The sequence below is a fragment of the Novipirellula aureliae genome, assembly GCF_007860185.1.
In the GTDB taxonomy this organism is placed as follows: domain Bacteria; phylum Planctomycetota; class Planctomycetia; order Pirellulales; family Pirellulaceae; genus Novipirellula_A; species Novipirellula_A aureliae.
The window spans coordinates 275,152-299,370 of sequence record NZ_SJPY01000002.1 but is presented as its reverse complement, the minus strand read 5'-3'; the positions used below and the strand labels follow the sequence as shown (position 1 = coordinate 299,370).

Here is a 24,219-nt window from a genome sequence, read left to right as displayed (position 1 = left end):
TCATGAGAGTAATGCAAATTGTTGCCGACGGAAGCCCAGGCGGCGGAACCACCAATGTATTGGCTTTGACGGAAGACTTAATCGATCAAGGTGTCGAGGTTGTCTTTTGCAGTGAAGGGCATTCGTATGCGACCGAGGAAGCTCGGAAACTTGGTGCCGAAGTATATGATGGACTTCACTTTTTCCGCAGTCGAATTGATACGCGGATCGTAAATGAGCTACGTGCAGCCGTTAAAGAGGCATCTGCAGACATCGTGCATGCGCATGGCGGGCGGGCTGCGTTTGCGATGGTTCGCGGGGCTACGCCACCACAGTTGCAAAAGATGCTTTATACCGTACGGGGTTACCATTTTTGGCGAAAGACGTTTTTGATGCGTTTTTTGGCTGAACGAGTCGAACGGAAAATTAGCCAATCCATTTTCCGAACGGTTCATGTCAGCCAAAGTGATCAACAGGTTGCAATTGACCGCCGCTTTGTTGTCGACAATCACGACAGCGTCGTTATTCGCAACGGCATTCGTTTGGCGGACATCCCATCTCCAAATCGATCAAGCGCCGATGACGAAGCTCGCCGGTTAAATGTTGCTGTTCTCGGGCGACTGACCATTCAGAAAAACCCGCATCTCGTTCTCGATATCGCCGCCGATTTGGCCAACGAAGGTTTTGTGTTTCACTTCATAGGCGGTGGCGACATGGAGGCCGAAATTCGATCAAGAGCGCAAACGCAGCAGATTCACAACGTGATCTTTCATGGTGACCAATCACGTCGCGATGGACTTTTTCGAATGTCTGAGTGTGGCACCTTTTTGATGGCGAGCTTGTGGGAAGGGCTACCGATCGCACCGGTCGAAGCGATGGCGATGGGATTGGCCGTTGTCATCAGTGACGTGAACGGATGCACCGAAGTGGTCCGTGATCAAGTGGATGGGCGTGTTGCACCAAGCGAGAATCGAGCTGCTTTTGTAGCGGCACTAAGGGCGGTTGTTGCGGAGCCAAGTAAGACTCAGCAAATGATCGAAAGCGGCAAAGAGCGAGTTGCGTCCGAGTTTACTCGAAAACGTGTGGTCGATCAGCACTTGGGTCTCTATGCGGAATGTTTGGCAGATTAGTCCATTCGTCGTCAATTTCATCCGGCTTTGTCCCAGCCGCACCAAGCGCCAATCCAGCAACCATCCAATAAACCGCCTGCGTGGGAATCAGGTTAAAAGCAGCTTCAGAACTGGCAATAAACAAATAGATTGCCAGAACGATCCGACTTTGGATTTCGATCGGGCTGCGACCGCCAAAGACGATTGGGAGCAGCCAGATCAGGGTGATGAGCGCGACGCCCATCCAGCCGAATGTTAAGTAGGCGGCTAGGTATAGACTTTCACTTGTCCAGGCCAGCTTTTGCGTGCCCATTCCATGCAGCTCATCTCGAAAGTTCGAGACGCGGCCTCCGAGGTTTGAGTCGAGGAGAAATGCGAACGGCTCGCGGCCCATTACGTAAGAAGCCCCGACAAAAATGGCGAACAGTACAAGGACAAAGGCGCCCGCGTAGAAAATCCTGGCAATCTTTCTCTGGACGACCGCGTTAACAAATTCATAGGCGGCAAAGCCTATCCAAACGCTTCTCGAAAGAGTGAGTATGCAAATGGAACGAAACTGAAATCGGGCTCCCGCTGCGCCAATCGCTGCGATCGGCCCCCAAATCAGTAAGTTGACTCCTAGAATGTTTCCATTGTTGTACGTGGAAAACATCTTAATCATGCTGCCGCGAAGATTGTGACGCTCGGCTACCAAATGGATGTCTGCGCCCGTCGTCGTTAGAAACGGTATGCCGATGACGATGTGAGTTGTATTGTAAACAACGAATGACAGTACCCCAAAGCCGAAGACGATCAGCAATGAAATTCGTAGCAGCTTCAAGAATCGTGGTGTGCCGAGAATGTCGATGAAGTAGTGGATGCTTAGCAATGACAAAACCGGCACGATAATGGTACTGACAACGATCGAAATCAATGCGCCTTTGGATGCGTAGCCGTACTGGGAAAAACCAGCCAACTCGACGGTAGAGAGCAGGAAAAATAGCAGACCCAACGCAGCGTACTCGGGGCGTATTCGCCGCTTTGAGTTCGCCGCCAAACGAATCAGTTGGATTCCACCCGTCACGCCGAGCAGAAGGTAGCCGAACGTGATCGGGATGTCACCCAAATACACACCTGCTTTCGGGAAACCGAACAGGCACACTACCGTCACAACCGCAAAGACGGATAGTAGAGGAAAGTTCATGCCGTATGGCCTTCAAAACCGAGGAATTCGGACACGGTTTTCGCGTCAATGAAAGTGATCAAATCACGGATCGTCGCGACAGCGCAGCACGACGCGCAGAGAGTTCGGCTCCCCAACGTCTCTTCCTAACGATCTATCGTCTCCTACGAGTCCGCTCACGACTCGAAACAGGACTTTAACGATTGTTCCAAACAATCGGATTCTAGTGCGTTGTCACAACGAGGAATGAGGGTAAGTTTCTTTCGTCGCTGTGGCTTCCAAACGCAGCTTGCTGGGGCAAGAGGCCCCAGCCACTCTATTGCCAAGTCGAACATCCAATTGTGCCGAAGCATTAGCGAGTAGCCACCACCTCTCCATCAGCGAGTGCTCGTTCAATTTCGTTGACTAAAAGTGCCAGTCGGATGCGGGCGGTTTGCGACTCGCAGAACTCGGCCAACTCGGAAGCGGTTTGGACGTAGTCCCATGACTTCTTCGTCTCTCCGCGACCGAACCAGATTCTGGCAACCCGGCACATCCGAGTGGTGGCCAAATCCATTCGCCCCGACTGTTCGTAGGCCGCCGATGCAAATTCAAGTGCGATCGGTACTTCTCGGAAATTGCCTGCCAAACGTAGATGTTCGGCTTCTTTGTCGAAATGGCATGCGGCTTGGAAATATTCGCCTTTCGCTAAATGGATCATCGCCGCGACGTTTTGCAGTTCGGCTTGTAGTTCTTCACTACAAACGTCGGCCGCCAATTTGCAAGCACTTTCGAACGATTGTTCGGCGCAGAGAATGTCGTACTTCTCGGCAGCCAATCGTGCGCGTGCCAAATGGATTTGAGCCTGGTAATCATCCTCACACTGTTCGGTTTGTTTCTTTTGTTTGAGCTTTTTCCCCACGCAAGGAATTTGTGTCACGCAAGATCCTTGACAAGGATCGTGTGGACGGCAACAGGAATCGTGTCCATTTTGGCTACAGGGCGGGGTGCAACACGCAGCGCGATCCAGCATTTGCTGAGCCTCATCAAAGCGGCATTCTTGCAAGGCGATTTTAGCTTCGAGCAGCCACGTGTTGCCTGTCGAACTTCCTGCACGACACAACTCAATCCTGGCATCGACCAACCAGTCCTTTGCTTCTGCATTCTTGTCGAGGCTGGTCATGCAAGCGGCCAAATTGTATGCAGCGGTGCCCGATTCATAGGGATTGTCGATCGCCCAGGCTCGCCGGATTGCTTTTCGGTATTCGCGAATTGCAGCGTCGATATCGCCTTCCGCATAGGCTTCCTTGGCTGACTTTGAATGTCGCACGAGTGTGCTGTCAACCTCCTTGATCGGTGAGAGCGAGGGGGTGCGGCATCCCGACTGCACAAGCAAGATGGCCAATACAACCGAGACGGCAACGGCATGGACCCTTGTAGCTGCATTCATCTGGCGGAACCTCCGCGCACACTCGATGGTGACAATTGCTCTGACGCAGTCGATTGATCTCGGTATCGACGTAGCAGCCAGTGGCTACGAACTTCGCCGACCAATTCTTGTGTGTCGCTGACGGTATCGTTAACTCGCTGTGTTGTACCCGGTAGATCGTTCGCTTCCTTTCGAACCATTCGTACCACTTCGCGTGTCTCGGTAGCAAGCTGTTGCACCTGTTCGGCGGCAACTCGCAGTGCGGCGAGCGTCTCGGCGATATCTTCGCTAACGGTTTCAGTGCTCTGGTTGACACCTTTAGCGGCCTCGCTAATGTCGTCGGTTGATTCACGAACATCGGCGAGCGTTCGGCGTACATCCTTTTCGACCAGTTGTTCAATTTTTCCCGTTAGAGTTTCGATGCGTGATTCTAGATTTTCGGTGGCCGTGCGGACCGTTTGCATCGTGTCGACCACCTCTGGGCGAACCGCTTCGCTCGTTACTCGAACGGAATCGGATGCACGACGAGTACTGGCTAGAGCGGGATCCACGGAATCGTCAAGCGAGCTTGTGAAACGCTTCGCTGACTGTTCAATCCCTGTCAATGTGGGGTCGAGTTTTTGTTGGATTTTTCTAACCGAATCGCTGACCGTCGCGACCTCGCGAGCCATTTGGTCGATTCGGTCGTCCTCACCATGAAAGTTTTCTAGTCGGCTTCCCGCAGGTAGCGATTGTGCTTCGCTAGCCCCATCGCGATGAGCGCGGCGGATGACAAGTATCGGGTTTCCCAGTCCAAACCTCCGCTGTAGCAAGACGACCGAATCGGTAAAGATATCAGCGCTTTTCGTCGGATCGATTCTTAGGTTTACCCGAATTCGGTCGCTGCCGTCGATGTAGCGAATACTGTCGACCGCACCAGCTCGTTCGCCGAGAATCATCACATCCGCTCCCTTATAGAGATCGTCGACGTCCTCTTGCGCGATTTCAATCCAGTACAAATCCTGCTCTACGAAATAGTCGGTCGCCTGCAACAGTAGCACGGACAGACCGATCACGAATAGCAGCAAGATCAGCAAGAATACGCCAACGATTTGGTTGGTGTATCGCAAACGCAAAGGTTCATTCATGGACTCGATGCTCCTTCGGTTTGCACAAGTTTTCCATCCGCTAGCGTGTAGTGACTCTGCGGATCAGCGAATTTGCCGCTTGCGTCCTCCGGATTACTCGTGAACCAGACCACGGCAGTTCCCGCCATTCGAACCTCATTCAATACGTTAACAAGTGCCGTCAATCGGGATGGTGAAACCGATTGCATTGGGCGTTCGAGCAAGAGTAGTCGAGGCTTTGATATCAGAGAACGAATCCACTGGTAGACTTGTAGTGTCGATGGCTCAACAAAGGCGGGACGCTGATTCAGAACGTTTGCCACGTCGAACCGTGTTCGCCAAACGGTCAGATCGGTATCAATCGATTTCGGCTCCATTTGGTGATGACGCCGCGCCAGTGTGACGTTTTCGGCAATGTTCAGATTTTGGATCCATGCATTATTCTCAAAGACGCGGCCAATCCGACTTCTCATTCTAAAATGGCGGTCGTAATCGTCACCAAGCCAATCGTTTTGCTCGAATAGCACCGTGCCTTCATGGGGCTGAATCAATCCCTCTAAAACGGAAACCGTTTCGCGGACCTTTTGGGAGCGGTCAAGATGGATCATTGCCAAGTCGCCTTGACGTACCGTCATCGTCAATCGATTGAAATGAATGTCGCTTTCGCGACTTGCACGAAAAGAAACATCCGATAACCTCAGTACGATCGGCTTTTCGTTTGGAATCGTTGTTTGGATGGTTGTCATGCTGTGCGGCTCGTTACAATACTTTGAATACGAGGATGCGTCCATAAATCAATATGGACAACACGGCAGAGACAACAAAGACGGCCGTTAACGCCCGGATTCCACTCCGGCTCGACACCCGCGGAACGTCGGTGACACTACTGCCAACACTCAGTCCATCGATGCAACAAATGGCTCCAGCAAAGCCGCCAGCAATGATCGTTTTGGAGACGAAAAATAGCAAGTCGAGTGAATTGAATTCACGAAAGATACCATCGAGAAAGGTGGTCCAGGGGATATGGATCGCACCCACAGACCAACCAATCACATAGCCCGTCACAATCATCGATGTGGCAGTGATGATTGCCAAACAAAAGACACTGATCACCATACTGAGAATCCGCGGCATCACTAACGCTGTCATCGGATCGATCCCCTGTGCGTCGAGGACGTCGACTTCGTGGTTGACGAGCATCGTGGCCAGTTCGGTCGAAATCGCGATCCCGCTGCGCCCGATCACAACCAGACACGCTAGTAATGGTGCCAATTCGCGAACGATTGCACGCCATAGAATCGGGGCAATCGCGTCCGTCGTGACGCCGAACGCGTCGACCCAAAGCGCAGCTTGGACAATAATCAATACACCGACCGCGGCTCCGAACCGCACCGCGACGATGACCCCGTCAACGCTGCTAAACAAGAGTTGACGGGCAAAAATACTGCGGATCGGGGGAGTCCAGGAAGCGGGGCGAATCGCCAATCGAACCGTTGCCCAAAGCATTGCCAAGATCGAAACGATCGTGCCAAGTCGGCTTAGGAATTGCTCACCCAAAAACTCACTCGTCCGCGCTGGACCGATCAAAAAGAACCAGCGAAATAGCGTCGGTCGTTCGCGAGCGTTTGCCACGGTTTCGAAATTCGTTTCGAGATTCTAGGTGTCTAAAGCGTAAGTGCCTACCAATCGGCTACTCTTAAAATGATCGGCGTAGCCGAGATTCCTACCTAGCAAAATCAGCAAAACCCGAATTGCTAGCACCCCGCTTTGATGGAACACGCCGCATAACCGGCACGCTTCATCAGATTACCAGCTTAGTCAATGAAGATTGCCAGAGCATGTGCGGCAAGCCGGTCTCAAACCGCCGATTCGCGTTCATGAGCGAACAAGGGCTGCACATTCAGCTTTCACCCACCATTCTTCTCGTCTTCGAGCAAATTTCTCTGTAGACGCCCCCGTGGTCGCGTTCGTCCGGGAGTCCCTAAATTCCCGCGTATTTGAGGGTTGCGAGTGAGCAGACCGTTTTGCTATGGAAAACGTGAGTTGTTTTCCTGTTCTCTTCTGTTTCGCTTAGGCCAACCAATTCGTGCAAGCGGATGTTCACGACCAACCGTTCGTCTTTTCTCCTTCTGGACCTGCTCCAGGTGGTAACGCTGCGCCGCATCCGCAGCGGTCGACGGGCGAAAATAACCCACTCGTCCAAGAAACGCGGCGTGAAATCGCCGACATTGTTCGCGAAGTGGCACTGGCGGCTCGCAGTCATGCCTCGCGTCACCAATTTCTAGGAATGCTAGCCAACCGTATTCTGGTGGCTATGGCAGCAGAAGGCGTTGTGATTTGGAATGTTGATACGAGGGAGTGTCCGTCTCGGAGAGACGCTCCTACGGTGCCGGGCTGTCCGTCTCGGAGAGACGAACCTACGGTGCCGGGCTGTCCGTCTCGGAGAGACGAACCTACGGTGCCGGGCTGTCCGTCTCGGAGAGACGAAACCACGGTGCCGGGCTGTCCGTCTCGGAGAGACGGATCTACTGATGAATGGACGTTTTCGGTTGCTCATCGGATTGGCAAGGTGACAGACCAAACGATTCCGTCTGAATCGGCAAACACTCACCTGCAAATGATTGCGGAAGTGATTGCCTCGGGACAGCCGGTCGTTGTTCCGGCAACTCCCGGGGCTACCGATTCCGCTCTTCCAGCCAATCCAACCCATGTGGCTGCGGCGGTCGTACCGATCGAGTCCAATCCGATCTCGCCGCATCCTTCGTATGTCCTCGAAGTCTTTCTTGAACCCGATTGCGGGATCGCGACCCAGCGTGGCTACCTGCGTTTCGTCGCTCAAATGGCAGATTTAGCTGGCGAGTTTTTGCGCAACGATCAACTTCGCTGTCTCGATCACAAAGCACGTGTAAACGACCAAGTCGATGCGATCATTGCTTCGCTTCATGCCCAAACCAACAGCCGTTCTATCGAAATGCTCGCGGTCGACTCGGTCGCCAAGATTTTTCCCCTTGACCGGGTTGCATTGTGCTACGTCGAAGCAAACGATTGCAAATTGGTTGCGGTGAGTCATGTTGGTACGATCGACCGGAACGGCAGTGCAGCGAAACAGATCGAAGCGGTCGCCAACGAGTACTATTGTCCCGCAACCTCGTGTATTATGCTTCCGGACGAACAAGAGGGAGGATCTTCCGATTTAGAAGTTCGTTTCGTTGCCAGTTCAGAAGAATGCGATGCCGTTTGCTTGGTAGGATTCGTCCGCAGCGGTTCGGAACCGCTCGACGATTTGCTAAGCGAACCGCTCTGCCGCATCGCATTGCACACGGGGTTAGCGATTCGGCATCGTCGAATGCTCGAAGCGATTCCCATGGGGCGCGTGATCGGGGCATTGGCGAACCAAATCCATTCGCGACGTCGTGCGAAGTGGTTCAACCCCGTCGTTGGCATCCTCTTCATGGCTCTTGTGGCGGTTGCAGCACTCTACCCCGTTCCGATGCGAGTGACTGCACCGGCGGTACTTCGGCCAGCAGACGTGCAACGAGTTTTTGCGCCAAGGTCGGCCGTCATCGAATCGATCCATGTCGCAAATGGGGAATCGGTTACAAGCGGTCAGAAACTGTTGTCGATGAGCGATCCTACGCTTGAGCAACAAATGACCGCGTTGATCGGCCGGCGATCGATTCTGATTCAGAAGCAATCAGCTTTCATGACCGCTCTCGTCGATACGGCTTCCAACCGAACCGACCGTAGCGAACAATTGCAAAGTGAGCGAAGTTTGTTGGCGGAAGAGCTGCAAACCATTGATCAACAATTAGCCGATCTCGAAGAAGTGAAACAATCGCTGGTCATACGAGCGACAAACGATGGTGTCGTGGATGCGTGGCAAATCGAGCAGCGTTTACAAGGTCGACCCGTCAATCGCGGAGATGCTTTATTGGAAGTTATTGGCAATGAGACTCGATGGTTCGTTGACGCGCGTGTGCCACTGTCCCGAATCGATCCCGTCCATCATGCAAACCAAAAAGGCGTCCTGTCCGCAGTCGCAACGATGAACGATGCAAAAGACCAACCGTTGCCATTGACGATGCAATCGATCGGTCCGGTGATCCGCAACACCAAGGACGGAACCGATGCAAAAGCAGTCGTGCTGCAAATCGAATCATCCGAGAAGTCGATGGAGCTATGCCGCTCGCTTCAAAACCGTGGTTCCGTGAACGGGACTCCAATTCGGGTCATGTTCCAATGTGAGGATCTGCCACTGGTTAACGTGGTGTTTTACGATGCCATCGAAATGATTCGAGCAAACTTGAAGATGTATTTTTAGACCGTTAGAGTCCAGGCAATAACCGATTCACGTAGCCTAGGCTTCCAGCCTGGGAAAATTGGAGTCCAGGCATTAACCGATTCACGTAGCCTAGGCTTCCAGCCTGGGGGAAATTGGCGTTCAGGCATTAACCGATTCACGTAGCCTAGGCTTCCAGCCTGGGAAAAATTGGAGTCCAGGCTGGAAACCTAAGCTACGATCAAATTGAACCAGAAATCCAAATATGAACAGACTGCTGCTAACAAGACAAGCTCTGCGAGTTCGCTTGATCGTTTCGCTCGTGCTCGCCGCATCACCAACGATCCTCTGCGCCCAAAGCAGCATCGTCGAAGTAACCGATTGTGTGGTGCGTTTTGCGGATGAGGTTGAAGTGCCGAGTTTGGAGTCGGGTCGCATTGCCGAAATCGCAGTGAAACTTAACCAGCGAGTCAATGAAAATGAGACACTTGCACGACTTGACGATCGAACACTTAAAATTCGTCGCCGTGCTTCGTCATTGCGTCTCGAGCATGCTCGCCAAGCTGCCGGTGACGACGTTGAACAAAAGTATGCCGAAACGGCACTCGCCGAAGCCAAGGCGGAGCTCGACTCCAACCGCTCGATTTATAACGATGTGAATGGTGCGGTTCCTATGAGCCACCTTCGCCGTTTGCGATTGGCGGTCGAACGTGGCGAACTTGAGGTTGCCCAAGCCGAAAAACGTCGACGTGAATTGTTTGTCGAAGTCCAACTCCGCGAAGCGGATCTGGCCATGCTTGACGACCAAATCGAGAATCTTGGAATCAGCTCACCCCTCGCGGGCACCGTCGTCGAAATCGCTCGGTCGAGTGGTGAATGGATCGAAAAGGGGCAGCCGATTGCGACGGTCGCCAAAATGGATCGATTGCATGTTCATGCCCTCGTTCGCGAAGACCAATTGTCGCCCAAACATTGTGCTGGATTGCCCGTCAGTGTCCACTTTACCGATTCAAGCAATGGAAACGAAAAAGTGCTCCGGGGCAACGTTCTGTCTTCCGATCCACAGCGGTTACCGGGTGGCCGGTATCGATTACACGCGGAGGTCATCAATCAAATCGATGGGAACGCCGATTCGCCGATGACACAATGGATGTTGGTGCCAGGAACAAGTGTTCGTATGAGGATTGACGCCAGTGATGCGGCGATCAAGTCGGCGAAAATTCGAATGACCGATTGGCGATAAACGATGGCCGATTCGATTTTACCAAACGAGATTCGCTCCGTTCCCTCCGTTCTCATTCGAAGGGATCTGCGTAGCGTATCCGTTCAAGGCTACGCCCGAGCTTATCGAATGGTAATCGATGACGTTAGCGGGAAATTTTCCAGGATAAGCGAGCACGCATGGCAACAACTTCACGGTGACCGCGTCGACCCGTCCTTGTCGACTCAAGCCAAAGTGGCGGATTGGACCTGCGAGCGACTCGAGTCTCCATCCAATCCATCCAAGCCGTTTAACTTTTTAGCGATTCAGATTCCGCTAGGCAGTATTGACGGCATCGCAAGACGACTCGCTCCGGTTAGCGGATTCCTTTTCTCACCGGTCGCGATTCTATTTTGGATGTCAATCATTGTCGCTTCGATAGCGGTACTGGTAAGTCGATCGGAAGCGTGGGTCGCGTCTCTTCGCTTGTTGCCTGTGTACCTTCGCAGTGCAAATGCGTTTGGGATCGGCATCACTTTTTTGATCACAAAAGTCCTCCACGAATTGGCGCATGCGGTCATGTGTCGACGGATGGGTGCGGAGAGTAAATCGGTAGGTGTCTATCTGTTTTGCGGCGTTCCATGCCCCTATTGCGACGTGACCGATGTTTGGCGAATTGCGAACCCGGTGCGGCGTGCGGCAGTCATGTTGGCTGGCATCTATGTCGAATTGATTATTGCGGCTTCCGCAACCTGGGTTTGGGTATTAGCGGATGATCCGGCGGCACGAATGTATGCGATGAATCTAATCTTGGTTTGTGGCATCAGCACCGTGCTGTTCAATGCCAATCCGCTCATGCGATATGACGGTTACTATGTGTTGTTGGATGCCGTCGGTAGTACGAATTTGCGTCGCGAAGCGCGTGAAGCGTTCGAGTCGACGATCATTGCGAGGATTGCGGGAAAACAGTACCAGAAAATCCGCCGCTCAGATAAAATAGCGATTGGGTTGTCGAGCTATCACATCGCATCGACGATCTATCGAACGACCGTTCTATTCGCTATTGCCGCGTTGATCGTTCATGTCGCCAATTTGCTTCATTTGAGCGTATTAGGAATCGGCTTGGTTTGTATCGTAGCGGTACGGTTGATGGCGGCAAAAACAAAGGCTTCTATTAGTGTCTTGCAAGGAAAGGGGAGTTGGATGGGTGTATCGAAGTGGCGCCGTTTTGCGATCGTATCGACCCCCGCCGTTTTGCTATTGTTGATTTTGTTTCTACCATTACCGCGTTATCGCGAAGTAGCAGGAATCATTGATGCGGCAAACTCCTCGAGCGTCTTTTTACCACCCTCAAGCCAAATTTCAAAAATCAAAGCGGAATACGGTGACCATGTAGCCGCCGGAGACCGATTGGCGCTACTAACCGATGAAACGTCGCGAATCGAGATTACTCGACTCGAGGGCGAATTGCGATTGGCGAATATGCGGGGCGAGCTGGCACGTCGCGATGCACTCGATCGGCCCAAGGTCGCCGAACAGTGGAAGACACTACAAGCTGCCGAAGAGTCCGTCGGGGCGTTACTCGACAAAGCGAAAAAACGATTGGCAGAAACTCAGGTGCATTCGCCGGTATCTGGAGTCGTCATACCGCCTCAAGCAACCACACCGGTTGACGAACCGAATCAGAGCGTATGGTTGGCCAGTTTCGCAGGTACGGTCTATGATTCACGCCAACCGTTTTGCCGAATCGCAACGAACGAAGAGCGTCAAGCGATGTTTTGGCTCGATGCCAAAGACCAACGCTGGGTGACGCGCGGTACCGCGATTCGAGTGAGAATCGATTACGGTCAACGTGAATGGGTCGATACGAAAATCGAATCGGTTTCCCAAATGAGCGAGGATCGAACGAGCGTCACTCGCGATGCCGTCTATCGAGTGATATGTCCGCTGCCAACTCTTCCGCATGAACCATTGCTCGATTCGATCGGGCGTTCTTGCGTTGGAGTGGTGAAATTGCCTTCACGCAGTTTGGCAGCCGATTTCGTGAATATGCTAAGCGAGTTTGTGAGTGGTGGATAGCGAATCGAGCGAACCGAAGAAGACGTTGCCAATGGACGTTCTCACGATAGCTGGCGTGCATCCGGCGGTACAATCGCCAAAGGATTTACTTGAGCAGTGTGAACTGAGAACTCAGCGGCGTAGCGGACCAGGCGGGCAACATCGAAACAAAACCAGCTCTGGCGTGTTTTTGATACACCGTCCCTCGCAAATCGTTGGCGAGGCGACCGAGCGACGTAGTCAAGCGGACAATCGTCGCATCGCGTTAAAGCGGCTTCGTTTCCGACTGGCAATCGAAATTCGCAGTCAGCCAAAATTGGATACGCCGACTGATCCGATCGAGGCTAGTCTCCGCGATCGGTATCGTCAAATTCTGAAACGAATGAATGATAACAACGAGGACAAACCCGCGGTTTTAGCATTGTTGTTAAACGACTTGTATACTGCGGGCGGACAGACCCGTTTCGTGGCAAAAGAGTGGGGGACGAGCACGACATCACTCGTTAACTTTGTCCGTTCGGTCCCTGCCGCATTCGCATGGCTCAATCGCCTCCGCGATCATCAGGGCATGAAACCGCTAAAGTGAATCGGGACTCGCCCATCAATCCCTATCGGCCTTCCAATCCTCCGCAGCCATCGACGATGACGGCGGACCGTTTGCTATTCGATTTGCTATTCGATGGAACGATCGATGCCGAGGATTGATTCGAACGGCTGCCTTTGTTACCGGTCGTCGAGCGATCTCTTTAGCCGTGTTGGAGTAACTTAGGGCGGTTCGGCGTCGTAAAAACTAATGGAATCAGCCTGCGCGCACTGACCCCCACACTATTCTTCAAAATCCATACCGCTTTTGCGCCCTGGATTGGTTCTCTGCAGGCCTTGCTATTATGCTGAGTACACCCCTCTGCGTGGCGGGGCTCGTTTTCCATTCATTTGTCAATGCATCCATGAACTTCGCGGATTCGATTACCGATCCGGTCAACAACATGTTCGTCGGTCCGATTTGGCCCGCATCGATCTTGGTGTGCTTGTTGATCGCCTACACCGCATTGGCGATGATAGGTTTGTTGGATTTCGGGTTTGATGTCCCCGAGGTCGATCTCGATCCTGGTTTGGATCCTGGTTTGGATCTTGATTCGGTGGTCGAATGGGATTTTTGGCACGGTATCGGAGCGGTTTCAGCTCGCTGGACCAACTTTGGCCGCGTTCCGGTTATCGTTTGGGGCGGCATCTTTGCAACGATATTTTGGTCGGTGTCTTTCCTGTTGTGGCATGGCTTCGATTCAAATCGCTATGAGCCGGCGGTAGGGGCCAGTGTCCTGCTTTCCATTCGCAACGTCGTGATTGCGGTTGCGGGAACGAAATTAGCCACCGGGCCGCTTGTCGGAACATTTGCCAAAGGTCCAGCATACGACGAGAACCATTTAATGGGTGCCACGTGTGAGGTGACGACCACGGAAGCAACCCCTGAATTCGGCCAAGCGAAGTTTCGCGCCGAGGCCGCACCACTACTTTTAAACATTCGTACTGATGGTCCGACGATCCCCAAGGGGACCGAGGTTTGGATCATCGGATTTGACAAACGGAAACGCATCTACAAAGTCTCTCTTCAACCTTCGGAGCAATCATCGTGAACTCACTGTTTTTTCTTGCCGAGATAAGCTGGACACAATTTTGGATTGTGGTCGTGGTGATTGGTGTTGTCGCGATCTTTGCGGCGATGATTACCTTTAAGAAATGTTTTGTCATCGTCGGGCCCGACCGTGCGATCGTCAAATCGGGTGCTGGCGGCTTGAATGTCTCGACGAATAATGGGGCATTCATCATCCCGCTGTTGCACCGCTACGAGTTCATGGACTTGACGCTGAAGAGCTTCGAGATCGCCCGGCAAGGCAGTGAGGGCTTGATTTGTAAAGACAACATCCGAGCGGACATCAAGGTCGCCTTCTTTATCCGCGTCGACAGTTCGAACGAACAAATCAAAGAGGTTGCCCAGTCGATCGGCGCGAAACGATGTAGCGAGATCGACACGCTTCGCGAATTGTTTGATGCAAAATTCAGTGAAGCACTCAAGACGGTCGGAAAACAATTTGACTTCGTCGATCTTTACGACCAGCGAGACAAGTTCAAAGAAGAGATTTTGAAGGTTATCGGTACCGATTTGAACGGTTACCAATTGGATGATGCGGCGATCGACTACTTGGAACAAACGCCGATCGAAAAACTCAGCCCGAACAACATTCTCGATGCTGAAGGTATCAAGAAGATTACCGAATTGACGGCTGGCGAAAAGGTCAAGGAAAACCAATTCACTCGCGATAAAGAGAAGATACTTAAAAAGCAAGACGTCGAAGCGGAAGAAACCATCCTCGAACTCGAACGCCAACGTGTCGAAGCGGTCGAGAAACAAACACGAGAAATCGCCGAGATCACGTCACGCGAACAAGCGTCCGCTGCAAAGGTTCGTGAAGAACAACGGCTCGAAGCTGAGCGAGCACGGATTGCGACCGAAGAGGAATTGGGGATTGCCGAAGAAAACAAAGCTCGACAAGTCTTGGTCGCACAGCGAAACAAGGAAAAGACCGACGCCGTCGAATTAGAACGAGTCAACCGCGATCGCGACTTAGAAATGACCGAACGACTACGAGTCGTCGGCGTTGCCGAAGTCGAAAAAGAAAAGGCGATCGAGGTCGAAAAACGTAACATCCAAGAAGTGATCCGCGAACGAGTCGCCGTCGAACGGGCGGTCGTCGAAGAACAAGAACGGATCAAAGACACGCAGGAACACGCGGCAGCCGACCGGCTGAAGAAGGTACAAGTGACCGCAGCAGAGATGCGAGCGGAAGAGGAACTGATTCGCGTCACCAAACAAGCTCAATCCGAAAAGGATGCGAGTACCTTGTTGGCCGAAAAAGTCCGCATCGAAGCGGAAGCAAAACGCGACGCGGCGGAAAAAGAAACGGCCGCTACCAAAATGCTCGCCGAAGCGGAAGCTGCAAGGGCCGCTGCCGCTGGATTGGCCGAAGCGAAAGTGCAAGAAGCCAAATCGGTCAGTTTGGAAAAGGAAGGGACCGCCGAAGCAAGCATTTTAGAGAAGAAAGCGATGGCCGAAGCAAAGGGGATCGAAGCTCGCGCCGCGGCGAACCAGAAACAAGGGCTGGCCGAAGCGAACGTCGACCTGGAGAAGTATCGCAGCGAAGCAATCGGAATTACCGAGAAGGCCGAAGCGATGAAACAACTCGACGGTGTCGGCAAAGAACACGAAGAGTTCAAACTCAAACTCGACAAAGAAAAAGCCGTCGAAATCGCGGCGATCGATGCTCAACGCGGGATTGCCGAAAGCCAAGCGGGTGTCGTTGGTGAAGCACTGCGTGCGGCAAGAATCGATATCGTTGGTGGCGATGGCGAATTCTTCGACCAAATCACTTCTGCGGTCAAAGGTGGAAAGGCAATCGACCGCTTCGTTTACAACAGCCGAGTGGCAACCGATATCAAGGACACCTTCTTTGATGGAAATGCCGACTATTTCCGTGGCCAGCTGAACGAGATGGTTTCCAGTTTTAACCTGGATACAGACGGCGTCAAAGACCTCTCGATCGCCGCCCTGATTGCCAAGATGATGGGCATGGCTAAGAGCGAGGATGTCCGTAGCCAATTGACTAGCTTGCTCGGCGTGGCCGGAACGGCTGCGATTGCCGACCGGAAGGCCAGTACGATGTTGGAGGCCAAAGTGGCGAAGTCAAATGGCAAGAAAGGGTAGTCCAACATGCCGGATACCCCTTTAGCGGCTGGCACCTATGAGGTCCTTCGCAATCGTCTGCGCGAGGCGGCAACCGATTTGCGCGGACGATTGAAGAGGCTCAATGAGCAACGTGCCTCGGTCTTTGGAAATATCGATACACGTTTGCTCACAACCGAACGGGTGACAACGGAGCACAATTGCATTCCTCGCGATCTGATTTCGATCGGTGATCGATTTATCTTTGGCTACAACGTCCAATTTGGATTGAAAAACGAGATTGAACTGCAGGATGTCTTTTCCGTTTATCAATTCAGTGAGAATCGATTTCACGAACAACCGCTCGATCTGATCGGGGACAAGCGTTTTCGAAACGATTTCCACGAGCTGTATCGGTTTTATAAAGACACGAAGTTCGCCCGCTTCTTTCGTGCCGGCCCGATGTTACACATGGTATTCCGCGTCGGCAAAACATCGCGAGACATCAAGAGTTTCAAATGGCGGATGACAGCCGATTCGATCGAGTACATCGATAACCGCAGTGAACAAGAAGTGAAGGTGCCGCCGCAGCACGAGTTTCGCTGGGAACGGACGACTCGCGATCAACATCACTACGGAACACATCCGCATATTTCGATCGACGACCGAGTATTCATCGAAACGGTTGGTGGCGATTTGACGGTCAAGATCGAAAACAATACGGACTCGGGCGAAGGGATTTACGCCGAACCCGTCGACCACGCCGACCAAAAACTTGACGATGCTGAGATCCACTATGCGATCGTTGGCAATTTGATTCTGATGAAGGTCCGTCCCTATCAAGAGACGACGACCCGCTATTTGGTCTACAACGGAAAGATCCAAAGCGCCATTCGACTGGATGAAATTGCACACGCCTGCGTGATGCTGCCGAGCGATCAAGGACTGATCTTCCCAGGCGGCTATTACCTACAAACAGGCCAATGCAAGCGGTTTGATCACGGGCTGAGCGATATGCAATACCAACGCACGATCGCATCAAGCAACGGCGAGGATTTCTTGTACCTGTTCTACAACCCAGAATCGGGAACCTACGTCCAACTCGCCTATAACCTGATTCGCCAAACGGTGGAAACACCGATGATTTGCAACGGACAAACGTTTTTCGAAGCAGGAGAGATGGTTTGCTTCAAGACGAACAATGAACCGCAAAAGCATCATGCGATTCAAGTTTGGCAGACACCGTTTACGACCGCTGATTTTGTGTCGGACAATCAAACCGACTCGATGCTCTACAAAATCGGCAATAAGGAAATCGTTCGCGGCATGGCCGAATGCAGCGAGCTATTGAACCTGATCGACAAGGATGACAACTACGATGGACTTTACGTCGATTTGGTCAAGAATTCGGCCAGTATTCTGGATAACTATTTTTGGATCGACAAGGCTGAAACCGAGCATCTTGCTGAGCCGATCGGTAAGATTCGCGATGCGGCTTCGGCAGCGGTCGACGAATTCGAAAAAGTGGTTCGCGTTCGCCGCGAAACGGAGTCGGCAACCAAGAAGGTACAGCAAGACGTCGCCGATTTGATGAAGACGATCGAGCGGGGACGATTCACTTCGATCGATGATTTTGTCGACGCACTAGCGAAACTACGGCATGTACGGGGCGCAGCCTTGGCTCTCAAAGACCTTCGCTATGTTGACGAGGCGATTGTCGATAGCCTGGAAAAGGATGCTGCTGAAAAAGCCGAGCGGATCAGTCGACGTTGTGTCGATTTTCTACTGACCCCTGGTTCGCTCGATCTCTACCAAACACGTGTGGAGGAAGCGGGCGAAAACGTCACGGCGGTTGAGTCGGTTACCGAAGCGAAAAAATTAGGCGAATCGATCGACGAAAGTGCTTCCCAGTTGGAACTACTAACCGAAACGGTCAGTAATCTTCGCATTGATGACGCCACGAAACGAACGGAGATTATTGACGCGATCGGGACCGTTTTCGCATCACTCAATCGAGTACGCAGTTCGCTCAAGGCACGAGTCAGCGAACTGGTAAGCGTCGAAGGAAAAGCAGAATTCGCGTCGCAGCTCAAGTTGCTTCAGCAAACCACGGCTGGTTATCTTGATGTTTCGGATACGCCAGCGAAATGCGAAGAGTATCTGACCAAAATCATGGTCCAGCTAGAAGAGTTGGAAGGCCGGTTTGCCGAGTTTGATCAATTCGTCGTCCAATTGGCTGAGCGACGTGAAGAGGTTTATGCGGCCTTCGAGTCTTGTAAGGTTCAGCTGATTGAAAAGCAAAACCGCCGAGCTGAATCGTTGGCATCGGCCGCCAGTCGAATCATCAAGGGGATCGATTCACGTGCGCGAGCGATGGAGTCGAGCGAAGAAATCGCTGCCTATTTCGCTGGCGATTTGATGGTCGAAAAGGTCCGCGACATCATCCGCCAACTAGGCGAACTTGGGGATGCGGTTCGTGTCGGTGACCTGGAAAGCCGCCTCAAGACGATTCGAGAAGACGCGTCGCGGCAGCTAAAGGATCGACAAGACCTCTACGAAGACGGTGGCGATGTGATCCGCCTCGGACGGCACCGCTTCGCAGTAAACACTCAAACACTCGATTTAACAACGGTGCTGCGAGATGGTGAGATTTGTTTGCATCTGACTGGCACCCAGTTTTTCGAACCGCTGCAAAACGAGGACCTCTCGAACGCAAAGGACTTGTGGGACCAAGAGCTGATCAGTGAAAACGGAGACGTCTATCGGAGCGAATTTCTGGCCGTCGATTTATTTGAGTCGTCTGTGTTTACCGATTCGGAAGCGGTCACACCCGCCTGGATGAATTCACAATTGCAAGACCGGTTTCGTGAAGGTTATTCCAAAGGGGTTCACGATCTCGACGCGATGCAGATCTTGAAGTCGCTTCTAGAATTTAGCCGATCGATTGGGCTGCTCCGACATTCTCCGTCGGTTCGCACCGCGTCGCTGCTGTGGTTTAATAAGTTACTCGACTCGAAACAACGCAAAGCGATGACCGATTGGATCGCGGGATTCGCGAAATTGGCAAAAGCATTTCCGGAGGCAAAACCTGCCGTGGAGTTTCGTCACCGTTTGAGCGAGCTTGCCGAAGCGGATGGATTGTTGTGGAAACCAATCTTTTCGCAAAACGTTACCCCCGAGCTGATGGCAGACTACTTGTTCGAACAATTCGTCGAATCGCCACGGCGTGGAGTCGTCAGCAGTCGAGCAGCCGATCTACATCACTCGTTCGCTGAATCACTTCCCGAAGAGACTCGCGAAAAGCTGGTTGCCGCTTCGATCAAAGCGAACGAGTCGTCACCTACATCCGCATTCATCTTGTCACGCAATTGGGCCGATGCGTTTTTAAGTAAGCACAGTGACAGCGATGATCTTGACCCTGCGGCCTCCTATCTCGATGAATTGGCATGGCTAATCTATAACGCAGGACCTACTTCGATGAAGGTCGTCAAGGCGGCGGTTGCCAAGAAGCTGGAGTCGATGGCGGGTAGCCATTCGCGGATTACTCGCGGCGTGATGAGTTTGAACTACCATGAAATTCTTGACCGAGTCCGACACTATCGCTCGGACGTTGTTCCACGCTATCGAAAGCTTCATGAAACGAAAAGTCGGTTGGTGGACGACGCACGCGACTCGATGCGGTTAGAGGAGTTCAAGCCGCGAGTGCTAACCAGTTTCGTACGCAACCAACTGCTCGATGAAGTCTATCTGCCGCTGATCGGCGATAACTTGGCAAAACAAATGGGAGTCGCCGGCGCGGACAAACGGACCGATCGCATGGGGTTGCTACTGTTGATTTCACCGCCTGGTTACGGGAAAACCACGTTGATGGAGTATATTGCAAACCGTCTCGGCGTGGTGTTCATGAAGATCAACGGACCTGCGATCGGTCATGGCGTCACGTCACTCGATCCAGCTGAAGCACCCAACGCGGCGGCCCGCGAAGAGGTCGAGCGTTTGAACTTGGCTTTGGAAATGGGTGACAACGTGATGCTGTACTTGGATGACATCCAACACACCCATCCCGAGTTACTGCAAAAGTTTATTTCGCTCTGCGATGCGACTCGCAAGATCGAAGGGGTGCGCAATGGGAAAACGCGGACGTACGATTTGCGAGGACGCCGTGTCGCCGTCGTCATGGCGGGTAATCCGTATACCGAAAGTGGTGAGCGATTCCAAGTTCCCGATATGCTCAGCAACCGTGCCGATGTCTATAACCTCGGTGAAATCATCGGCGATTCGGCTGACGCATTCGAAATGAGCTATCTAGAGAATTGCTTGACCAGCAATCGTACGCTCTCGCCGTTGGCGACCGCACCGCCCGAGGATGCGAGAGCGATTATCCGCGCCGCAGGGCGAGATTCACTCGAGGGGATTGAGCTTGAAAGTAATCTATCGGTCGATCAAGTTCGCGAAATGTTCGAAGTTATCCGTAAACTGCTGCGGGTTCGCGACGTCGTGTTGAAGGTCAATCGTGCCTACATCCGAAGTGCGGCGCAAGCGGATGCCTATCGAACGGAGCCAGCGTTCAAATTGCAGGGTAGTTACCGAAACATGAACCGCATCGCCGAGCGGGTGGCGGGCGTGATGAACGAGCGAGAGTTGCAAACCTTGATCGTCAGTACGTACGAGCAGGATGCACAAACACTGACGACCGACAACGAAGCGAACGTTTTAAAGTTCAAAGAGATTATGGGGATTTTGACGGCGGAAGAGAAAGAGCGTTGGGATGCGATCAAGTACGCTTATGTCGAAAGTGTACGGATGCAGGGAATGGATAGTGAAGATCAGGCGGGCCAGTTGATGCGACAATTAGCATCGATGCGAGATGGACTCGAATCGATTCGGCAAGTTATCTCCAAAGCCATCGCGATCGGCCGCGAAGGAGCGGAAGAGCGGATGGACACACGGCTCGATCTGCTGCGGCAAAGTCTATCGACATCCGCATCACAGTTATCCGATACGTTAACGGCAACGAGTAAGAATCTGGAACAGATCAGCACCCAGCAAGCACTGTCGCCGCCCGAGCAAAAGGTGGTGGTCCAGTACCGCGTGCCTCGAGAGATTGCCGAATTAGTCAAAGGCCAATTTCATTTAATGCAAGAATGGCTTCGTCCGCTATTGAATGAATCCTTAGACAACAGCCGCGACCTAGAAGGTCTGAAAAAACAACTCGAAAAAATGCTCCAACAGTACGACGAAGCCGAGGCATCGTTCGAACCACGCACCCCCCCACCGGATCGATAACCACTCGTTGGAGTCCAGGCTTTCGCCGCTTCTCCCCAGCTTTCGGAAAAACAAAATCGTCGGCGATATTGACGGTCAAACCTAAAACCAGCTAGCCCGGATGATACGCAGACTGTTTTTCGAGCAAAGAACGTAAACGCTTGAAGGCGTAGACGTTAGCAAAACAATTTGCAAGCCCATGAATCATCCGAGCTAGCCCGGATAAGGTTCGAGGATAAGCGGTGAAAAGATGGGTTTATATGATTTTGCCAAGCTCCCCACTACGCGGCGTCAACCAGTTCAATTTGAGCGATTTTCCGAATCCAAACATGAGATAGAATGGTTGAGCCGCATTATCGATAGCGTCAACTTCTACCGCTCGAATTCCAACGAGTTAAGCGATGTGAAGTGTTTGAGCAGCGGCGTCTTCTATGGTTTTCTTCCATACGCTGTTGATTCGAACATTCAATCGTGCGTCATGCTTCGTTTCCGGCATGTCCGACTCTCCCTAAAGGATTTCAATACACCTTTTTTGCATGGCAATGTGCTGTACAGGCCAAGATTGGAAACGTGAGCGGATCGAAAATGAAGCCTCTTTCGTGGCTGTGGCTTCTAGCCGCCGTTTTCTGGGGCGAGACTTTTGCCAAGCCTAAAAATCAAGCGGTGACAAAGCAATAGGCAGGCTCGAACACTTGGCTAGCGGAGGCCGCAGTGAGGCGTCGATTCTGGTAAAATGAATTGTCGATCGCCAATCACTTTCTGCCAGCATTCTGATGAACCGTAAACAAGTAATCCAAACCATTCGCCGTCTACATCGGCGATGTGAACCGTTGAACCTTTCTGCTGTCAAACGAGACCATCCGGAATTGGTTTCGGCTGTCTATGCGGAAACTCCGTATTGGGGATGGAAAGCGGCCCTGGCGGATGCCGGTTTGACGTATGATAAAATCCGCATTTATGTGCGTGAAACGACGGAGTGTCGTGTTTGTGGCCGTCGTTTTCAGAATTTGACGGTACATCTGCGGTCGGCTCACGAGATGTCGACCGAAGATTATCGCGAGGAGTATCCCGATGCGGAACTCGTCAGCGAGCGTTTACGCGAAAAATTGACAGGCAATTCAAAACGCCCCCCTCATCCCGAGTTCATTCCACATTGGGAACCCATTTACACCGCCGAATACATATTGGACCGTATCAACGAATATGCCATGCGGGGCTTTTGGATGGACTATGAAACGATGACGACGATCGATTGCTCCTTGGTTGGTGTGTTCAAAATCTTCCTCGATCCGATGAGCTGGGATGATGTGCTGCGGCGAATCGATATTGACCCTGTGGAGTATCGAGGGTTCACGCGAGACAGTGACTTTACGCTCGCCGATTTCAAGCAATGGCTTGAGGACCGTGAAAGTCGAGGAGTCGATTGCACGCAAGTCACGTTACTCGGAGAGTATGACACGTGGCATCGGCGACCGCGGCAATTTGTTTGGGCGATGCGCCGTTACGGCAACTGGACCGCCGCGTTAGAAGCAGCGAAGGTTGATTTTGGCAAAGCCGTTTTTGGAGGTCATCACTATCTGACGAAGGAATCGGTGTTAAAGGAGGTGCGGCGAAAGAGCCGAGAAAAGGCGGATTTGTCTCATACGGCAGTAAGTTTGTGGCCGAATGGCACGCAGCTAACCGACGCAGCAGCTCGTTTTTTTGGTAATTGGACCGCCTGTCTCGATGCCGCTCGGGTTCCGCAAAAGTTGCGTGTCCGACGTGTGAACTATGAAACCGAACAGGATGTGCTTGAAGCGATCCGCTATCGATTGGATCATCAGTATAGCCTAGCACCTCTCGATCTCTACTACGGTTCTCGCTCTGATTTGCGGTTATGGAAGAAAGCGTTCGAGCTCTTCGGCAGTTGGCGAAACGCCGTCAAAAAGGCGGGTGGCAATTCGCGACAAATTCGCGAGGCCAGTCAAACCCCATTTTCAACGACTGCAAAAGTGACCGCTGAGCTGAAGAAACGGAACCGCGGCGGTCGGTCGTTGGCAAGAGAGCAACTTTGCCAAAACGAGATCGACAAGCAACTTTATTGTATGGCTAGCGGTTTCTTTGGCACCTGGCAGGCTGCCGTCAGGGCGTCGGGACAAGATCCGAAAGCTTACCATCAATTCAACCTCGAACCGATTCGGAAATACGTTACGGAAAAGCAAGTCGTCGACGAAATTCGCAAACGGCAAAAGAAGGACCAGCCGATTAACGTACGTGGCCTTACCCACGGCGATGCCACCGATCAGCCACTGCTCTACAGTGCTCGTAAATTGTTTGGCAGTTGGCAAGCGGCGATCGAAGCCGCTGGAATCGAGTACGATTCGGTGGTTCACAAGCAGCAAGACTACGAAGCGATGAAGAAGCGTACTTATCGCACCTATGAAAGCCGCGACGAAGTCATCGCGGAGTTACAACGTCGGCACAAGGAGGGGATACCACTCAACCATCGAGCGGTTTCGCATGGCGACGATGATATTCGCGATAGTGCTCTGATATTGACGGCTGAAAAATTCTATGGCGACTGGGACAAGGCACTCCTCGCTGCTGGAATTGATCTTGCCAGCGTGCAACCCGAATGGGTCCGAAAACGCAAAGCAATGATCAAACGCAAAGCAAAGCAGGGACGCCGCAGACGCTGAGCGGTTTTGGGGATGGCCACGGTTTGTTCCGCATCCCCACATCGCTGACTCGCAAACAATACCCGTCTCGGTATCAATCGACCGATCGTGTCAAAATTGTGCTCGGGGGGATTCCCCGAGCTTAACGCAGAATTCGCCAGGAGGCAAAAATTGCGGTGATTTCGAAGGAAGCTTGTCGTGTGGTAAACTATTCACTTCAACCTTGAATCGCATGAACGAATCGCATGAACTTTAACTCTTCAACAGCAGGAATCTA

15 protein-coding genes are annotated in these 24,219 nt (G+C 52.4%); 10 read left to right on the top strand and 5 right to left on the bottom strand.

Translation table 11 applies throughout. The annotated features are described in order from the left end of the window. The first annotated feature begins 2 nt into the window (after positions 1-2). Positions 3-1,109: a glycosyltransferase family 4 protein gene (locus tag Q31b_RS06995; protein WP_197171090.1), complete on the top strand. Its 1,107-nt coding sequence runs from the start codon at positions 3-5 to the stop codon at positions 1,107-1,109. Here Q31b_RS06995 and Q31b_RS06990 read toward each other — a convergent pair. The 5 genes from Q31b_RS06990 to Q31b_RS06970 all read right to left on the bottom strand — a co-directional run bounded on the left by Q31b_RS06990 (position 1,048) and on the right by Q31b_RS06970 (position 6,396). Then, complete coding sequence (locus tag Q31b_RS06990) at positions 1,048-2,271, bottom strand: hypothetical protein (RefSeq protein WP_146598975.1); 1,224 nt, start codon at positions 2,269-2,271, stop codon at positions 1,048-1,050. The two genes, Q31b_RS06995 and Q31b_RS06990, sit on opposite strands and share 62 nt — an antisense overlap. 331 nt (positions 2,272-2,602) lie before the next feature. Continuing rightward, positions 2,603-3,679, bottom strand: coding sequence for a tetratricopeptide repeat protein (locus Q31b_RS06985; protein WP_146598974.1), 1,077 nt, complete (start codon positions 3,677-3,679; stop codon positions 2,603-2,605). Continuing rightward, positions 3,676-4,785, bottom strand: coding sequence for an MlaD family protein (locus Q31b_RS06980; protein ID WP_146598973.1), 1,110 nt, complete (start codon positions 4,783-4,785; stop codon positions 3,676-3,678). The genes Q31b_RS06985 and Q31b_RS06980 overlap by 4 nt, the downstream gene beginning before the upstream one ends. After that, entirely contained in the window at positions 4,782-5,510 is a 729-nt protein-coding gene (locus Q31b_RS06975) for a hypothetical protein (protein ID WP_146598972.1), read from the bottom strand. Before Q31b_RS06975 ends, Q31b_RS06980 begins: the two co-directional genes overlap by 4 nt. Positions 5,511-5,523: 13 nt before the next feature. Continuing rightward, a complete protein-coding gene (locus Q31b_RS06970; protein WP_146598971.1) occupies positions 5,524-6,396 on the bottom strand; it encodes an ABC transporter permease in 873 nt (290 codons plus the stop codon). Between the two features lie 454 nt (positions 6,397-6,850). On the opposite strand from Q31b_RS06970, the gene Q31b_RS06965 reads away from it, so the two are divergent. From Q31b_RS06965 to Q31b_RS06930, 9 genes are all read left to right on the top strand, one after another. Then, on the top strand, positions 6,851-9,085 hold the full coding sequence (locus Q31b_RS06965) for an HlyD family efflux transporter periplasmic adaptor subunit (RefSeq protein WP_146598970.1): 2,235 nt from the start codon (positions 6,851-6,853) through the stop codon (positions 9,083-9,085). A gap of 223 nt (positions 9,086-9,308) precedes the next feature. Next, entirely contained in the window at positions 9,309-10,286 is a 978-nt protein-coding gene (locus Q31b_RS06960; protein ID WP_146598969.1) for an HlyD family secretion protein, read from the top strand. 3 nt (positions 10,287-10,289) lie between these two features. After that, positions 10,290-12,323, top strand: a complete 2,034-nt coding sequence (locus Q31b_RS06955) for a site-2 protease family protein (RefSeq protein ID WP_146598968.1) — start codon at positions 10,290-10,292, stop codon at positions 12,321-12,323. Then, entirely contained in the window at positions 12,316-12,888 is a 573-nt protein-coding gene (locus Q31b_RS06950; protein ID WP_231617367.1) for a peptide chain release factor family protein, read from the top strand. The genes Q31b_RS06955 and Q31b_RS06950 overlap by 8 nt, the downstream gene beginning before the upstream one ends. Then, positions 12,885-13,007 carry a hypothetical protein gene (locus Q31b_RS29325; protein WP_261343842.1) on the top strand — a complete coding sequence of 41 codons (123 nt, stop codon included), beginning with the start codon at positions 12,885-12,887 and terminating at the stop codon, positions 13,005-13,007. Before Q31b_RS06950 ends, Q31b_RS29325 begins: the two co-directional genes overlap by 4 nt. Before the next feature lie 182 nt (positions 13,008-13,189). Continuing rightward, positions 13,190-13,936, top strand: a complete 747-nt coding sequence (locus Q31b_RS06945) for an OB-fold-containig protein (protein WP_146598967.1) — start codon at positions 13,190-13,192, stop codon at positions 13,934-13,936. Positions 13,937-14,022: 86 nt separating this feature from the next. Further along, positions 14,023-16,062, top strand: a complete 2,040-nt coding sequence (locus tag Q31b_RS06940) for a flotillin family protein (RefSeq protein WP_315860386.1) — start codon at positions 14,023-14,025, stop codon at positions 16,060-16,062. A 6-nt stretch (positions 16,063-16,068) separates the two neighbouring features. Next, on the top strand, positions 16,069-21,306 hold the full coding sequence (locus Q31b_RS06935; protein WP_146598965.1) for a DNA repair ATPase: 5,238 nt from the start codon (positions 16,069-16,071) through the stop codon (positions 21,304-21,306). Between the two features lie 752 nt (positions 21,307-22,058). Further along, positions 22,059-23,963 (top strand): hypothetical protein, encoded by a 1,905-nt coding sequence (locus tag Q31b_RS06930; protein ID WP_146598964.1) that lies wholly within the window; start codon positions 22,059-22,061, stop codon positions 23,961-23,963. The last annotated feature ends 256 nt before the right edge of the window (positions 23,964-24,219 follow it).

Coding starts and splice junctions, on each gene's coding strand:
- Q31b_RS06995 (WP_197171090.1), top strand. CDS start 3: ATGAGAGTAATGCAAATTGTTGCCGACGGAAGCCCAGGCGGCGGAACC.
- Q31b_RS06990 (WP_146598975.1), bottom strand. CDS start 2,271: ATGAACTTTCCTCTACTATCCGTCTTTGCGGTTGTGACGGTAGTGTGC.
- Q31b_RS06985 (WP_146598974.1), bottom strand. CDS start 3,679: ATGAATGCAGCTACAAGGGTCCATGCCGTTGCCGTCTCGGTTGTATTG.
- Q31b_RS06980 (WP_146598973.1), bottom strand. CDS start 4,785: ATGAATGAACCTTTGCGTTTGCGATACACCAACCAAATCGTTGGCGTA.
- Q31b_RS06975 (WP_146598972.1), bottom strand. CDS start 5,510: ATGACAACCATCCAAACAACGATTCCAAACGAAAAGCCGATCGTACTG.
- Q31b_RS06960 (WP_146598969.1), top strand. CDS start 9,309: ATGAACAGACTGCTGCTAACAAGACAAGCTCTGCGAGTTCGCTTGATC.
- Q31b_RS06955 (WP_146598968.1), top strand. CDS start 10,290: ATGGCCGATTCGATTTTACCAAACGAGATTCGCTCCGTTCCCTCCGTT.
- Q31b_RS06945 (WP_146598967.1), top strand. CDS start 13,190: ATGCTGAGTACACCCCTCTGCGTGGCGGGGCTCGTTTTCCATTCATTT.
- Q31b_RS06940 (WP_315860386.1), top strand. CDS start 14,023: ATGATTACCTTTAAGAAATGTTTTGTCATCGTCGGGCCCGACCGTGCG.
- Q31b_RS06935 (WP_146598965.1), top strand. CDS start 16,069: ATGCCGGATACCCCTTTAGCGGCTGGCACCTATGAGGTCCTTCGCAAT.
- Q31b_RS06930 (WP_146598964.1), top strand. CDS start 22,059: ATGAACCGTAAACAAGTAATCCAAACCATTCGCCGTCTACATCGGCGA.